This window comes from Streptomyces sp. NPDC058221, assembly GCF_042882365.1.
Lineage (GTDB): Bacteria > Actinomycetota > Actinomycetes > Streptomycetales > Streptomycetaceae > Streptomyces.
In genome coordinates, this window is record NZ_JBHVWF010000049.1 from 37,309 (window position 1) to 51,196 (window position 13,888).

13 protein-coding genes are annotated in these 13,888 nt (G+C 71.3%); 4 read left to right on the plus strand and 9 right to left on the minus strand.

Annotation, left to right across the window (positions count from 1 at the left end):
• Positions 1–9: 9 nt before the first annotated feature.
• The 4 genes from ACFVW8_RS17805 to ACFVW8_RS17820 form a co-directional block, all read right to left on the minus strand.
• Positions 10–1,485: a GntP family permease gene (locus ACFVW8_RS17805; RefSeq protein WP_389690914.1), complete on the minus strand. Its 1,476-nt coding sequence runs from the start codon at positions 1,483–1,485 to the stop codon at positions 10–12.
• A gap of 126 nt (positions 1,486–1,611) precedes the next feature.
• A complete protein-coding gene (locus ACFVW8_RS17810; RefSeq protein WP_389690916.1) occupies positions 1,612–2,022 on the minus strand; it encodes a RidA family protein in 411 nt (136 codons plus the stop codon).
• Positions 2,023–2,028: 6 nt separating this feature from the next.
• Positions 2,029–2,787, minus strand: coding sequence for an IclR family transcriptional regulator (locus ACFVW8_RS17815; protein ID WP_389690918.1), 759 nt, complete (start codon positions 2,785–2,787; stop codon positions 2,029–2,031).
• Positions 2,784–3,893: a sugar kinase gene (locus ACFVW8_RS17820; RefSeq protein ID WP_389690920.1), complete on the minus strand. Its 1,110-nt coding sequence runs from the start codon at positions 3,891–3,893 to the stop codon at positions 2,784–2,786. Before ACFVW8_RS17820 ends, ACFVW8_RS17815 begins: the two co-directional genes overlap by 4 nt.
• Positions 3,894–4,061: 168 nt before the next feature.
• Here ACFVW8_RS17820 and ACFVW8_RS17825 point away from each other — a divergent pair, with 168 nt between their 5' ends.
• On the plus strand, positions 4,062–5,360 hold the full coding sequence (locus tag ACFVW8_RS17825) for an alanine racemase (RefSeq protein WP_389690922.1): 1,299 nt from the start codon (positions 4,062–4,064) through the stop codon (positions 5,358–5,360).
• A 123-nt stretch (positions 5,361–5,483) separates the two neighbouring features.
• Positions 5,484–7,103 (plus strand): amidohydrolase family protein, encoded by a 1,620-nt coding sequence (locus ACFVW8_RS17830; protein ID WP_389690924.1) that lies wholly within the window; start codon positions 5,484–5,486, stop codon positions 7,101–7,103.
• A gap of 9 nt (positions 7,104–7,112) precedes the next feature.
• On the opposite strand, the gene ACFVW8_RS17835 is transcribed toward ACFVW8_RS17830, so the two are convergent.
• The gene (locus ACFVW8_RS17835; RefSeq protein WP_389690926.1) at positions 7,113–7,952 is read right to left on the minus strand and encodes a siderophore-interacting protein; all 840 of its coding nucleotides are present in this window, start codon (positions 7,950–7,952) and stop codon (positions 7,113–7,115) included.
• 90 nt (positions 7,953–8,042) lie between these two features.
• On the opposite strand from ACFVW8_RS17835, the gene ACFVW8_RS17840 reads away from it, so the two are divergent.
• A complete protein-coding gene (locus ACFVW8_RS17840) occupies positions 8,043–8,867 on the plus strand; it encodes a TetR/AcrR family transcriptional regulator C-terminal domain-containing protein (protein WP_389690928.1) in 825 nt (274 codons plus the stop codon).
• Positions 8,868–8,989: 122 nt separating this feature from the next.
• Positions 8,990–9,838 carry a DUF1206 domain-containing protein gene (locus tag ACFVW8_RS17845; protein WP_389690930.1) on the plus strand — a complete coding sequence of 283 codons (849 nt, stop codon included), beginning with the start codon at positions 8,990–8,992 and terminating at the stop codon, positions 9,836–9,838.
• 55 nt (positions 9,839–9,893) lie between these two features.
• Here the strand turns inward: ACFVW8_RS17845 and ACFVW8_RS17850 are convergent, their stop codons facing one another.
• The 4 genes from ACFVW8_RS17850 to ACFVW8_RS17865 form a co-directional block, all read right to left on the minus strand.
• Entirely contained in the window at positions 9,894–10,787 is an 894-nt protein-coding gene (locus ACFVW8_RS17850) for a serine protease (protein ID WP_389690932.1), read from the minus strand.
• A 152-nt stretch (positions 10,788–10,939) separates the two neighbouring features.
• On the minus strand, positions 10,940–11,602 hold the full coding sequence (locus ACFVW8_RS17855) for a response regulator (protein ID WP_389690934.1): 663 nt from the start codon (positions 11,600–11,602) through the stop codon (positions 10,940–10,942).
• Positions 11,599–12,753 carry a sensor histidine kinase gene (locus tag ACFVW8_RS17860; protein ID WP_389690936.1) on the minus strand — a complete coding sequence of 385 codons (1,155 nt, stop codon included), beginning with the start codon at positions 12,751–12,753 and terminating at the stop codon, positions 11,599–11,601. Before ACFVW8_RS17860 ends, ACFVW8_RS17855 begins: the two co-directional genes overlap by 4 nt.
• Positions 12,750–13,592 (minus strand): CPBP family intramembrane glutamic endopeptidase, encoded by an 843-nt coding sequence (locus ACFVW8_RS17865; protein WP_389690938.1) that lies wholly within the window; start codon positions 13,590–13,592, stop codon positions 12,750–12,752. Before ACFVW8_RS17865 ends, ACFVW8_RS17860 begins: the two co-directional genes overlap by 4 nt.
• Positions 13,593–13,888 lie beyond the last annotated feature (296 nt).

Genomic DNA, 13,888 nt, shown 5'->3' on the forward strand with positions numbered 1-13,888 from the left:
CCAGAGGCCCTAGATCACCAGGCTGAGCAGCGCCGCCACCACGAAGCCCGCGACCGACAGGACCGTCTCCAGCACCGTCCAGGACTTCAGGGTGTCGCGCTCCGAGATGCCGAAGTACTTCGACACCATCCAGAAGCCGCCGTCGTTGACGTGCGAGGCGATGATCGAGCCGGCCGAGATCGCCATGATGATCAGCGCCAGATGCGGCTGCGACATCCCCTGGCCCTCGACCAGCGGGACGACGATGCCCGCGGTGGTGACGATGGCGACCGTCGCCGAACCCTGGGCGATGCGCAGCACCGCGGAGATCAGCCAGGCCAGCAGGATGACGGGCAGGCCGACGTCGTGGAACGTGTCCGCGAGCGCGTCCGCGATCCCGCTGCTCTTGAGGACGGCACCGAAGATGCCGCCCGCGCCGACGACCAGCAGGATGTTGCCGACCGGCTTGAGGGAGGAGGTCGACACGGCCTCCAGGGACTTGCGGGACCAGCCGCGCCGGATACCGAGCAGGTAGTACGCGAGCATCAGCGCGATCGTCAGGGCGACGAACGGGTTGCCGAAGAACTCGACGACCGAGCGGAGTGTCGAGGGGTCCAGTGCGATGGAGGAGAACGTCGCGGCGAGGATCAGTATCAGCGGGGTGCCGATGATCGCGAGCACGGTGCCGAGCCCGACCGGGGCCTCGTGCGGGGTGACTCCGGCTGCGCGCTGCTCGGCGACGACCGCGGCCTTCGCCTCGTCGGCGGCCTCGACCATGTCCTGCGGGACCTCGACGAAGATCCGCTTGCCGATCCAGGCGGCGTAGACCCAGGCGGCCAGTACGGACGGGATGCCGACGACGGCGCCCATCAGGATGACCCAGCCGAGGGAGACATGGAAGAGCCCTGCGGCGGCGACCGGGCCGGGGTGCGGCGGCAGGAACGCGTGGGTCATGGACAGACCCGCCAGCAGCGGCATCGCGTACAGCAGGATCGACTTGCCGGAGCGCTTGGTGGCGGCGTACACGATCGGCGCGAGGACGAAGATGCCGACGTCGAAGAAGACCGGGATACCGAAGATCAGACCGGTCAGACCCATGGCGAGCGGGGCGCGCTTCTCACCGAAGCTCTTCAGCAGGCGGGCGCTCAGCACCTCTGCTCCGCCGGAGACCTCGAGGATCGCGCCGAGCATCGTGCCGAGGCCGATGATGATCGCGATATGGCCGAGGATGCCGCCCATGCCGGATTCGATGACGGAGACGGCGGCGGACTTCTGCACCGTCCCGAAGAGCTCGGTGACGGAGAGTCCGGCGCCCAGGCCGACGGCTATCGAGACGGCGAGCAGCGCGACGAACGGCTGCAGCCTGACCTTGATGATCAGGAAGAGGAGGAGGGCGATTCCGAGTACGGCGACGGTCAGCAGACCGGCCGTGCCGTCTATCAGGAGGAGGAGTCCACCGGTGTGGGGTGGTGTCTCGGCCGGTGGGGGGCTTGCGGCGAGCAGCATGGGTAACTCCGTTGTCGTCCATGGGATGTGGTGGGTACGGGGGAGCGCGGCACGGCGCCCCGGTGGGGCGGGGCGCCGTGCCGTACGTGATGCAGTGGTGCGGGTGCGGCAAGGTGTTGATCAGGCTCAGCCGAGCACCGCGAGGGCGTCGATCTCGATGAGCAGGCCCTTCGGCAGGCCGACGTAGACCGTCGTGCGGGCGGCGGGGACGGCCTTGAGGTTCTGCTCGCCGAAGTAGGTGTTGTAGATCTCGTTCATCTCGGCGAAGTGGTCGACGTCCGTGAGGTAGACGCGCATCATCATCACGTCGTCCCAGCTCGCGCCGCCCTCCTCCAGGATCGCCTTGACGTTGGCGAAGGTCTGGAGGGTCTGCTCACGCAGGGTGGGACCGGCCGGGGTCGGGGCCTGGCCCTCCACGGCGGGCAGGAAGCCGACCTGGCCGGCGACCTGGAGGATGTTCCCCTTCTTCACTCCGTGCGAGAACTTCGCCGGCGGGGTGGTGTGGGTGCTCGGGGTGAGTGCGGTCTTGTCGGTCATCGCTGATCAGGCTTTCTTGGGTCGGGTGGTGCCGGAGTACTCCCGGCTGATGGTGTCGGCGGTGCGCCGGACCAGTGGGAGCAGGGTGAGGAGTTCCTCTGCCGTGACGACCACGTTCGGTGCGGAGACCGACATCGCGGCGACGACCCGCCCGTCGGCACCGCGAATGGGGGCACCGATGCAGTTGATGGACTCCTCGTGGCCGCCGAGGTCGGTGGCCCAGCCCTGTTCGCGTACGGCGGCGAGTTCCTTGAGGAACGCACCGGCGCCGGGGGTCGAACGGGACGTGTACATGGGGTAGTCGAGCTTCTCGGCGACGGCGCGCCGTTCCGGCTCGGACAGATCGGCGAGCAGCAGCTTGGCCACGGCGGCGACGGTGATCGCGACGGGCTTGCCGATCCGGGAGTACATCCGGACCGGGTAGCGGCTCTCGACCTTGTCGATGTAGAGGACCTCGTTCTCCTCGTACACCGCGAGATGGACGGTGTGTCCGCAGCTCTCGTTGAGTTCGGCGAGGTGCGGGTGGGCGATCTCCCGGACGTCGAGGTTCTCGACGGCCTCCTGGGCGAGCGCGAAGAGCCGGGCGCCGAGGCGGTAGCGCTGGTCCTGCTGGCGGTAGACGAGTCCGTGCTCGTGGAGCGTGCGGAGCAGCCGCAGTGCGGTGGACTTGTGGACGCCGAGCCGCTCGGCCACCTGCCCGAGGTCTGCGGGTCCCTGCGCGAGCAGCGGCAGGATGCTCAGCGCCCGGTCGACGGTCTGGCTCATGTACGGCGTACCTCCATGTCGTCCCCCGTCCACCCGGGGCCGAGACGCAGTCTCCCCCAGGCGGCGTCGTCGAGGGCCACGAGGTGGTCGGCCCGGTCGCGGGCGGGCGGGTCGGTGAGGTCGCCGGGGACGGTGAGGACGGCGGCGGCCATCAGATGGCCGTGCCGGGCGCGGTCGCGGACGGGCAGTCCGCGCAGGGTGGCGGAGAGGAAACCGGCCGCGAAGGCGTCGCCGGCGCCGACGGGCGCGACGACGTCCACCCGGAGGGCGGGGACGGTGGTGACGGTGTCGTTGCCGGCAACCGGGGGCGTTGCCCCCGGACCCCCGGTCCTCAATCGCCGGACGGGCTGATTTTCGGACCCCGAGAGGACCGTCGCCCCCTCCGCGCCCCGCTTCACGACCAGAACCTCCGGCTCCGGAAGCGCCGCACGGATCGCCTCGGCTCCCACGATCCCCCAGGCCTCCTCCGCCTCGTCCTCGCCGACGAAGACCAGGTCCGCACCCCGGGCCAGGTCGAGCAGGACGTCGGGGGACGCGTCGCTCCCCCGCCACAGCCCGGGCCGGTGGTTGACGTCGAAGGAGACCAGCGGGCGGCCGGGCCTGGCGGCCGTCAGCGCGCGCAGCAGGGCCAGGCAGTCGGCGGAGAGCGCGGCCGTGATGCCGGACAGGTGCAGGACCCGGCCGGCGGGCAGTGCCTCGTACGGGACGTTCGCGGGTGACATCGCGGAGGCCGCGGATCCGGCCCGGTAGTACGCCACCTCGTGGACGCCCTCCGCGCGGTCGGTCGCCGTACGGAAGTAGATGCCGGTGGGCCGGTCGGAGTCGCGCCGGACCGCCGAGGTGTCGACCCCGTAGCCGGAGATCGCGTCGACGAGGTGGTCGCCGAAGCCGTCGGCGCCGACCCGGCTGACCCAGGCCGCCCGGTGCCCGGCCGCGGCGAGCGCGCAGGCCACGTTGGACTCGGCTCCGCCGATCCCGCGGCCGAAGGAGGGCACGTCGGCGAGGCGTCCCGGCTGCGAGGGCAGGAACGTCACCATGGACTCGCCGAGGCACACGACATCAGCGGTCGCGGCGTCGGCGGCGGTCCTGGCCGGGGTTCCGGACACTCGGGGCTCCTCTTGGTCAGCGGGCGGCGCCGGTTCTCACCATTGACCGGGCGTCGGCTCGGATGTTAGACAGCCCTGAGCGATATACGCAATGGGTGTTGCATATGTTGCAACGTCAACGCTGTGCGACGACGTACGACGCCTTACTTCGATCAAGAAGGAGCCCCCATGGCTGCCGACCGTCCCGTGGCCGGACTGGCCGGACTCGCCGATGAGCGGGTCGACCACCGGTTCAAGGCGCTCCCGCCCGATGCGGAGGGGCTGACCGTCGGCGCACTGGCCGCCGAGCGGCGCGACCTCTTCACCGGCGGGTTCACCACTCCGGTGCTCGCCCTGTCGGCCGAGTCCGTCGAGCACAACCTCGCCCTGCTGGAGACGTACGCCGAGCGCCACGGCCTCGCGTTCGCCCCGCACGGCAAGACGTCGATGTCCCCGCAGCTGTTCGCCCGTCAGCTGGAGCGCGGCGCGTGGGGCATCACCGCGGCGGTGCCGCACCAGGCGCGGGTCTACCGGGCCTACGGGATCCAGCGGATCTTCCTCGCCAACGAGCTCGTCGACGCGGCCGCGCTGCGGTGGCTCGCGGGCGAGCTGAACGCCGACGCGGACTTCCGGTTCGTCTGTTACGTCGACTCGGTGCGCGGCGTCGAGCTGATGGACGAGGCCCTGCGCGCGGCCGGTGCCTTCCGTCCGGTCGATGTCGTCGTGGAGCTCGGCGCGGGCGAGGGCGCCCGCACGGGTGCCCGCACCGAAGCCGACTGCGCCGCGGTGGCCGACGCGGTGGCCGCGGCCGGGAGTCTGCGTCTGGTGGGCGTGGCCGGTTACGAGGGCGAGGTGCCGGATGCGTCCGGCGAGCGGGTGCGGGACTGGCTGCGCCGGCTCGTCGCGCTGGCCGCGGCCTTCGACGCGCAGGGGCGGTTCGGCGCGCTGGGCGCCGATGAGCAGATCGTGATCAGCGCGGGCGGCAGCGCGTGGTTCGACGCGGTGGCGGACGTGTTCGCGGAGATTCCCGGACTCTCGCTCCCCGTACTCAAGTTGCTGCGCTCGGGGGCGTACGTCTCGCACGACGACGGCCACTACCGGCATCTGACGCCGTTCAACCGGGTCCCCGAAGAGGGTGCGCTGCAGCCCGCCTTCCGGCTCTGGGCGCAGGTCGTGTCGCGGCCGACCGCCGAGCAGGCGTTCCTCAACGCGGGCAAGCGGGACGCGGCGTACGACCTCGATCTGCCGCAGGCGCAGGTCGTGCGGTCCGGGCGTGACGGTTCGGTGCGGCCGGCCACGGGGGTCGAGGTCACCGGGCTCTCGGACCAGCACGCGTGGGTGCGGACGGCGGACGGCGCCGAGCTGGAGGTCGGGGACTGGGTGGGGATGGGGCTCTCGCACCCGTGCACGAGCTTCGACAAGTGGCAGCTGATTCCGCTGGTCGCGGCGGACGGGACGGTCACGGACTACATCCGTACGTTCTTCTGATCCCCTGCGGGGTGCTTTCCCCCACCCCGCCCCTTCCCGTAACCGGGGCTCCGCCCCGGACCCCGCGCCTCAAACGCCGGCGAGGCTGGATGACGCGAGGCGGAAACCCGAAAGGCACCTTTCATGGACCTGGTCATCCGCGACGCGCGCGTCATCGACGGCACCGCGAGCCCCTCCTACCGCGCCGATGTCGCCGTCCGCGACGGGCGTATCGCGGAGATCCACCGCGAGGGCGCCCCCGGGCCGCGCCCCACCGCCGCCCGCATCCTCGACGCCGACGGTCTCGCCCTCTCCCCCGGCTTCATCGACATGCACGCCCACAGCGACCTGGCCCTGCTCCGCGACCCCGACCACAGCGCGAAGGCCGCCCAGGGCGTCACCCTCGAAGTCCTCGGCCAGGACGGGCTGTCGTACGCCCCCGTCGACGACCGCACCCGCGCCGAGGTTCGCCGCGCCATCACCGGGTGGAACGGCGACGGGAGCGACATCGACTTCGACTGGCGCACCGTAGGCGAGTACCTGGACCGGCTCGACCGCAACTTCGGCGGCCAGGGCATCGCCGTCAACGCCGCCTACCTCGTACCGCAGGGCACCGTCCGGATGTACGCGGTCGGCTGGGACGACCGGCCCGCCACCGACACCGAGCTGACCCGGATGAAGCAGCTCGTCGCGCAGTCCATGGAGGAGGGCGCCGTCGGCATGTCATCGGGGCTCACCTACACCCCGGGCATGTACGCGGACGACGCCGAACTCACCGAGCTCTGCCGGGTGGTGGCCGCGCACGGCGGCTACTACTGCCCCCACCACCGCTCCTACGGGGCGGGCGCGCTGGAGGCGTACGAGGAGATGGTGCAGCTCACCCGCACCGCCGACTGCGCCCTGCACCTCGCCCACGCCACGATGAACTTCGGTGTGAACAAGGACCGGGCGCCGGATCTCCTCGCGCTGCTCGACCGGGCCCTCGACGCGGGCGCCGACATCTCACTGGACACCTACCCGTACACCCCGGGCTGCACGACGCTGGTCGCCATGCTGCCGAGCTGGGCGAGCGAGGGCGGTCCCGAGCCGATCCTGGCCCGGCTGGCCGACGACGCGACGGCCGCGCGGATCCGTCACGACATGGAGGTCGTCGGCTCGGACGGCTGCCACGGGGTGCCGATCGAGTGGGACGCCATCGAGATCTCCGGCGTGAGCGTGCCGGGCCTCAGCACTCTCGTCGGCCGTACGGTGGCCGAGTCCGCGCGGCTGCGCGGCGAGGAGCCCTGGGTGACCGCGCGGCAGCTGCTGCTCGACGACCGGCTCGGCACGACGATCCTGCAGCACGTGGGCCACGAGGAGAACGTGCGGCAGATCATGCGCCACCGCGTCCACACCGGCGGCAGCGACGGCATCCTCCAGGGCGACAAGCCGCATCCGCGCGCCTACGGCACCTTTCCGCAGTATCTCGGCCGGTACACGCGGGAGTTGGGCATCCTCTCGCTGGAGGAGTGCGTGGCCCACCTCACCTCACGCCCGGCGGCCCGGCTGCGGCTGGCCGATCGCGGCCTGGTGCGCGAGGGCTACCGCGCGGACCTGGTCCTCTTCGATCCGTCGACGGTGGCCGCCGGCTCGACGTTCGACGAGCCGCGCACCCTGCCGGTCGGCATCCCGCACGTACTGATCGACGGCCGGTTCGTCATCGAGGACGGGAAGCGGACCCAGGTCCTGGCCGGCCGGTCGGTGCGGTCCGCCCGCCGCCCGTAACCGCCCCCCTCAGGCCTCGCCCGCCCGCTCCCGCGCCCATGCCAGGTCTTCCTCGGTGGGTGCGTCGTCCTGGGTGAGGGCCCGCCGCCAGTAGCCGCTGAACTCGACGGCGGTCCTGGGCAGTCCGCGCTCCTCGACGAGATGGCGGCGCAGGGCGCGGACCGTGCCGGCCTCCCCGGCGAGCCAGGCGGCCGCATCCCCCTCGGGCAGTACGGCCGACCGGACCGCGTCCGGCAGCGACCCGCCCCGGTCCCGGTGCACCCAGTGCACGGTCACCTCGGCCGCGGTGGCGAACCGCTGTTCCTCCGCCGCGTCGGCCACCTCGGCACAGACCGTCGCCCGCGCTCCGGCCGGCAGGGATTCGAGGATCGTCCCGATCGCCGGAAGCGCCGACTCGTCGCCGGCCAGCAGCAGATGGCCGGCCCGCGGCAGCGGGCGCGCGTACGCCGAGGACGGGCCGACCATGCCGAGCACATCCCCGGGCGCCGCGCCGGACGCCCAGCGGGTGGCGGGCCCGCCGTCGCCGTGGAGCACGAAGTCGACGGCCATCCGGCCCGATCCGGGGTCGTACGAGCGGACGGTGAAGCTCCGCATGAGCGGCCGCTCCGCTTCGGGGATCGCGAGGAACGCCTCGTACCAGCGCATCCCGTAGGTGTCGTCGGCGTCGGGCTCCGGCAGCCGGGGCACGCGCTGTCCCGGCCTCGGGAAGCAGAGCTTCATCTGCTGATCCGGCCGGTCCTCCATGACCCGGGCCAGTGCCTCACCGGAGAAGTGGATCCGCAGCATCCGCGGGCTGATCCGCTCGGCATCCGTCACCCGCACATAGGACACGGCCAATCCCTGCACCACCACTGCCACACCAGCCTCTCGTCGACTTTGGTACTTTACGGCATAAGGAATTGCCGCACCGAAGGTAGTTTACGACGTAAGGAGTCGCACGTGGTGGTCTATGCCGGGCAGGGCGATGCCCGACGGTCGATGTCCCTGCTGTGGCGCCCACCCGCACCCGAGCCGCCGCCCCGCGGCCCCGGCCCCAGGCCGGCGCTGACGGTGGACACGATCGTGGCCGCCGCCGTCGCCGTCGCCGACGAGGGCGGGATGGCGGCGCTCTCGATGCGGGCGGTGGGCGAGCGGCTCGGGCGCACGGCGATGGCGCTCTACACCTACGTTCCCGGCAAGAGCGAGCTGCTGGACCTGATGTACGACGCGGTGCACGCGGAGCTGCCCGCCCACTACCCCGAAGGGGCCGACTGGCGTACGGATCTGACGCGTTGGGCGCAGGACACGCTCGCGTTCCTGCTGCGCCACCCCTGGGTGCTCCAGGTCTCCCAGGCCCGCCCGGTGCTCGGCCCGCACGAGTACGCGGGCCTGGACACCCTCGTGGGCATCCTCTACCGCACCGGACTCGACGCCGGGGTGCTGCGCCGCCTGGTCGGGACGCTGTTCCATTGCGTGCGGGGGGCCGCGCAGACCGTCGCCGACGCGCGCGACGCGGCGTCGGCGACGGGGCGGCCCGACGAGGAGTGGTGGTACGACCGCTCGGCGGTGTTCGTCGAGCTGGTCCCGGATTTCGGGGACCGCTACCCGGAGTTGAGCCGGATGGAGCGGGAGTCGGCGCCCCCGGAGCCGTCCGGGGACGACGGGGTGCCGTATCCCGAGCGGGAGGCGAGGGAGACGTTCGCCGCAGGCCTGGACGTCCTGCTGGACGGCATCGCGGCGGCGGTCCGGCGGGCCCCGGGGGCCGGACGCACCGGCGCGCCCTGACCCATCGGTTCACCGGAGGAACCGCTTTATCAGCCTTCGGAATTGCGAGTGCCCCGGTCCGGGCATCCCACACCCCATGACCGCATCGGTTTCTCCTCCGGTTTGCCGGGCAACCGGGTGGAATGAATATCTCTGCGACAGCCCGGAAAAGTCACGGAAAGGCAAGACGGGCAGGAAACGGTTCGACGGTCGAGGCGGGCGGCCGTGCGGGATTCGTGGCCCGCGGGGTGATCTATGTCCTCGTCGGCGTGCTCGCCCTGCGCATCGCATTCGCCGACAGCGGTGGCGGGAAGAAGCAGGCCGACCGGGGCGGGGCGCTGAGCGAGATCGCCCAGAAGCCCTTCGGTTCCGTCCTGCTGTGGGTCCTGGGAATCGCGCTCGTGGGCATGGCCCTGTGGCGGCTGTCCGAGGCCGCGTTCGGGGTCACGGGCCCCGACGGACAGAAGGCGTCCAAGCGGCTGGCCTCGGCGGGACGCGCCGTCTTCTACGGCTTCGTCTCCTACTCGGTCCTGATGTTCGCCGCGGGCGACAAGGGCAGCGGCAGCGGTTCGAGCGACGCGCGGTCGCAGGACGTCACGGCGAAGGTGCTGGACATGCCGGGCGGCCGCTGGCTGGTGGGTGCCGCCGGAGCGGCCGTCGCCGGCGCCGGTCTGTACATAGCCGGCCGGGCCGCGCTCCGTAAGTTCCACAAGCATCTGCGGATGGGCGAGATGTCACCCGGCCAGCGACGTGGCGTGGACATCACCGGAGTCTTCGGCGGAGTGTCCCGCGGCGTCCTCTTCGCCGTCGCGGGCGGATTCGCCGTGGCCGCCGCGGTGAAGGCGCGGTCCGGTGAGGCGAAGGGCATGGACGACACCCTGCGCTCCTTCAGCTCGACACCGGCCGGCCCCTGGCTGCTGGCGCTGGTCGCGGTGGGCCTGGCCGCCTTCGGCCTCTTCTCCTGGGCGAATGCCCGGTGGCGCAGGATCTGAGGAGACGAGGCGGGGCGGGAGTGTTCTCCCGCCCCGCCCCTCGCGTTCGGCGGTGTTACGGCTTGGGCAGCTCGCACCCTTCGCGGTCCAGGTCGAACGCGTTGCCTGCGCCGATGCACGGCACGATGCCGTAGGTCTCCTGGGCGTAGTTGATGCCCTGGCGGACCGTCACCTTGCCGTCCTCGTCCACCTCGCACGGGTTGTTGTCCGTGCACTCCTGCCCGTCCTCGTTACCGGTGTTGTTGACGGCGACGACCTTGCCGGTGGCGTCGTCGATCACCGGCGAGCCCGACGTACCGCCGATGGTCTCGCAGGCCGAGGTGTAGCGGACCGAGTCCTTCCAGGTCCACTCCCCCTCCTTGAGGCGGTAGACGAACCCGTCGACGTTGCAGCTGTACGTGCGCTTCCAGTAGCCGGACGCCACGGTGATCGCGGTGCCCTGCGTCGGATGCGCGGTGTCGAGCTCCAGCGCCTGGATCCCGTAGTCGCTCTCGATCTGGGCGTAGGTGGAGGTGAGCTGGTACACCGATATGTCGGTGTCCGTCATCGTCCCGTACGCGACCTTGCTCGCCCGCACCGTGCCGGCGTCGCCGCCCGCGTCGTCGAGCAGGGTGAAGCTCCGGGTGGACGGCTGGTCGAGCACGACCTCACCGGGTCCCGGGAAGCCGGACTCCAGGCAGTGCCCGTTGGACAGCACGAGCGCGGGGTCGTCCGGCTGGGAGTCGGGCGTACGGATGACCGAGCCCGAACAGTTGCTGAGTGCCACGGTGCCGGCGAAGCCGACCGCCTTGGTCCTGGCCTTGCTCTTGACGGCGGCATGGCTCGATGAAGCCGATGCCTTGACCGTGCTGGGCGCTGCCGCGTCGTGGCTTGTGGCCGCGACTGCGGGCGCCGTGCCTGCTCCGAGGAGCAGCACGGCGAAGAGCGCACCGACGAGAGGCTTGTGCATGTGGGGGTCCCCTCTAGTGACCTGCGCAGAGCATGTGGGGTCTCTGCGCCCGGAGTTCTTCCGTTTTTGACATGCGCATGTTGGCGCATTGAGGGGAGTCGCACAAGGGGTGGATTCAGGCCGCGCGAGCTTCGACGCTTCCGGCCGGGCGCTCAGGTCACCAGGCCCTGGCGGTAGGCGTAGACGACCGCCTGCACACGGTCACGCAGTCCGAGCTTGGTGAGGATGCGCGAGACGAAGGTCTTGACGGTCTCCGGACTGATCAGCAGGGTCACGGCGATCTCGCTGTTGGAGAAGCCGTCCGCGATGAGCCGCAGGACCTCCAGTTCGCGTGGGGTCAGCGGGAGATCGTCCGGGGTGTCGCCGGTCGGCCTGATCCGGGCCGCGTACCTGCCCACCAGCTTCCGGGTCACCTCGGGGTCCAGCAGCGCCTGGCCCGTCTCCACGGTCCGGATCCCGTGCAGCAGCTGGGCGGGCGGCGCATCCTTGAGCAGGAAGCCGCTCGCCCCGGCGCGCAGCGCTTCGTAGACGTACTCGTCCAGGTTGAACGTGGTCACGACGAGCACCTTGACCGGGTGCTGCACTCCGGCACCGGCCAGCAGACGGGTGGCCTCGATGCCGTCGAGCACCGGCATGCGGATGTCCATCACCACGACGTCCGGCCGCAGTTCACGGGCGAGGTCGACCGCGGACTGCCCGTCCCCGCACTCGCCCGCCACCTCGAGGTCGGGCTGGGCGTCGATGATCGTGGCCAGCCCGGTGCGGACCAGCACCTGGTCGTCGCAGATGAGGACCCGGATCGGGGGGGCCGTCATGAGGCGCTCCCCGCGGGTATCCGGGCCCGGACGACGAAGCCGCCGCCCGTGCTCGGGTCGGCGCTGAATTCGCCGCCCAGGACGTCGACCCGGTCGCGGAGACCCACCAGGCCCCGCCCGCTCCCGCCGGGGACCCTGGTCCTCGATCCGGAGCCGTCCGTGCTGACCTCCACGGTGATCTCTCTTTCGCTGTGCTGCACCTGCACCGAAGTACGGCTTCCATGAGCGTACTTGAGGGCGTTCGTCAGGGCTTCCTGCACGACCCGGTAGGCCACGAGGTCGGCGCTTCCGGTCGATGCCGCCTGTGTGCCCTCCTCGGTGAACTCCACCGTCTGTCCGGCCCGCCGGGTCTGCTCCACGAGGGTGAGGATCCTGCCGACGGTCGGCGTCCTGGCCTCGGTGCCGTGGTCGGGGTTGAGCAGGTCGAGCAGGTGGCGCAGGTCGGTGATGGCCCGCCGGCCGGTGTCGGTGACCGTGGTCAGGGTCTCGTCGAGCCGCTCGGGTGCGGCGGTCAGATACCGTGCCGCCTCGGCCTGCACCACCATCGCCGTCACATGGTGGGTCACCACGTCGTGCAACTCACGGGCGATGCGGGTGCGTTCGGCGACGATGGTGTCCTCGGCGACGCGGCGGCGGCGTTCGGCCTCCAGGGTGCGGGTGTAGCGCAGCCACGACCCGGCTCCCCAGGCGAGCGCCAGCGCCAGATAGAACGCCACGTAGTCGGTCACGGGCTCACCGGGCCCGACCTGGGCCAGCGCGACCGCCAGCGCTACGAACGCCCCCGAGAGGACGAGCACGGTGGCGCGCCGGTGCCGTTCCAGATGGGACCCCGCGCTCAGCAGGGCGATGGGCAGCGCGGTCCCTGCGAGCAGGTGGTAGCCGCGGAGTTGGTCCAGGGCGAAGCCGAGCGAGACCAGCGCGAGACAGACCACGGGCAACCGTCGCCGGACGGCGAGCGGGAGGCACTGGAGGGCGATGGCGACGGCGGCCAGCGCATCGAGGGACCGGCCGGGCACGCCACCGACGTCCGTCCCACGGTTGTGGAGCGCCGGTACGAGCGACGCGACGAAAAAGGCCAGCCCGAGCGGGAGATCGCGAACCGTGACGTCCAACCGGCGCCACAGCTCCGGGAACTTCCGAAGATTGGTCACCGGGAGACTGTAGTGGTGTCGGCCGCGGTCTCGGTAACACGCCGGCTGCGGCGGGGCACCAGGTTGCCGCGCCGGTGGGCCAGCCACATGAACGCGGCCGTCAGGAGCACACCGAACAGTACGGAGTACACACTCGCCTCCGGGCCGAAGTCACCGCCGGTGATCCACTTCGAGCCCGAGGTGGCGGAGTCGAGTATCCCCTTCTGGGTGTCGTTGCCCGAGACCTCGGTGCTGAAGATGCCGGACGCGGCGAAGTTCCAGCCGAAGTGCAGGCCCATGGGCAGCCACAGCTTGCGGGTCGCGGCATACGCTGCGGCCAGCATGCCGCCGGCCTCGATGGCGATGGCGACGGCGCCCCACAGGCTGGCGTTCGGGTTGAGCAGATGCATCAGGCCGAACAGCGCACCGGTCAGCACCAGTGAGAGCCAGGTGCCGGCCCGCTCCTCGATCAGCCGGAACAGGACGCCGCGGAACACCACTTCCTCCGTCACGGCGGCGGCCGCCATGAAGCCGAACAGCCCCACCGCGCCGGTGACCGAGCCCAGGCCGTTGACCTTGTAGTCACCGGCGAAGGCCAGGTTCACGATGACGGCCCCGAACAGGGCGACGCCGATCAGCACCCCGCGGCCGACGGCCGGCGCCGCATCCTCGAAGGACATCTCCGCGACGGTACGGCGCTCGGTCCGCCCGACCACCCACCGGTAGGCGAACACGGCCAGGACGGCGGTCAGCAGGCCGCCGACGAGCGTGAGCCACGGGTTCCCGTCGACCGCCGCAACGCACTGGCCTCCGATCATCCACACCGCCACGACGGTCAGCAGCTGCCAGACGACTCTCATGCGAACTCCTTTGCCAGGTCCGCGGACACCCCGCCGCGGCTTCGCTCGAACGCTACGGATCCGGCGGTCCGGAATCGTCACCGCACGGTGGACACCTGCGCGTAGCTCGCACGGGGGACGGCGGGGCCCGGGCTCACCGGTTCCGTCCTCAATCGCCGGACAGGCTCTGGTGCGGGTGCCCCGCGGGGGTGCGCCCTTGCGCGGTGGGTGGGGGGCGGTGCCCCTCCGGGGCGTCTCCTCAAAAATGGCGTGTTCACCCGGGTCCGAGAGGGGGGCCGGGTCGTACGCCATTTCCT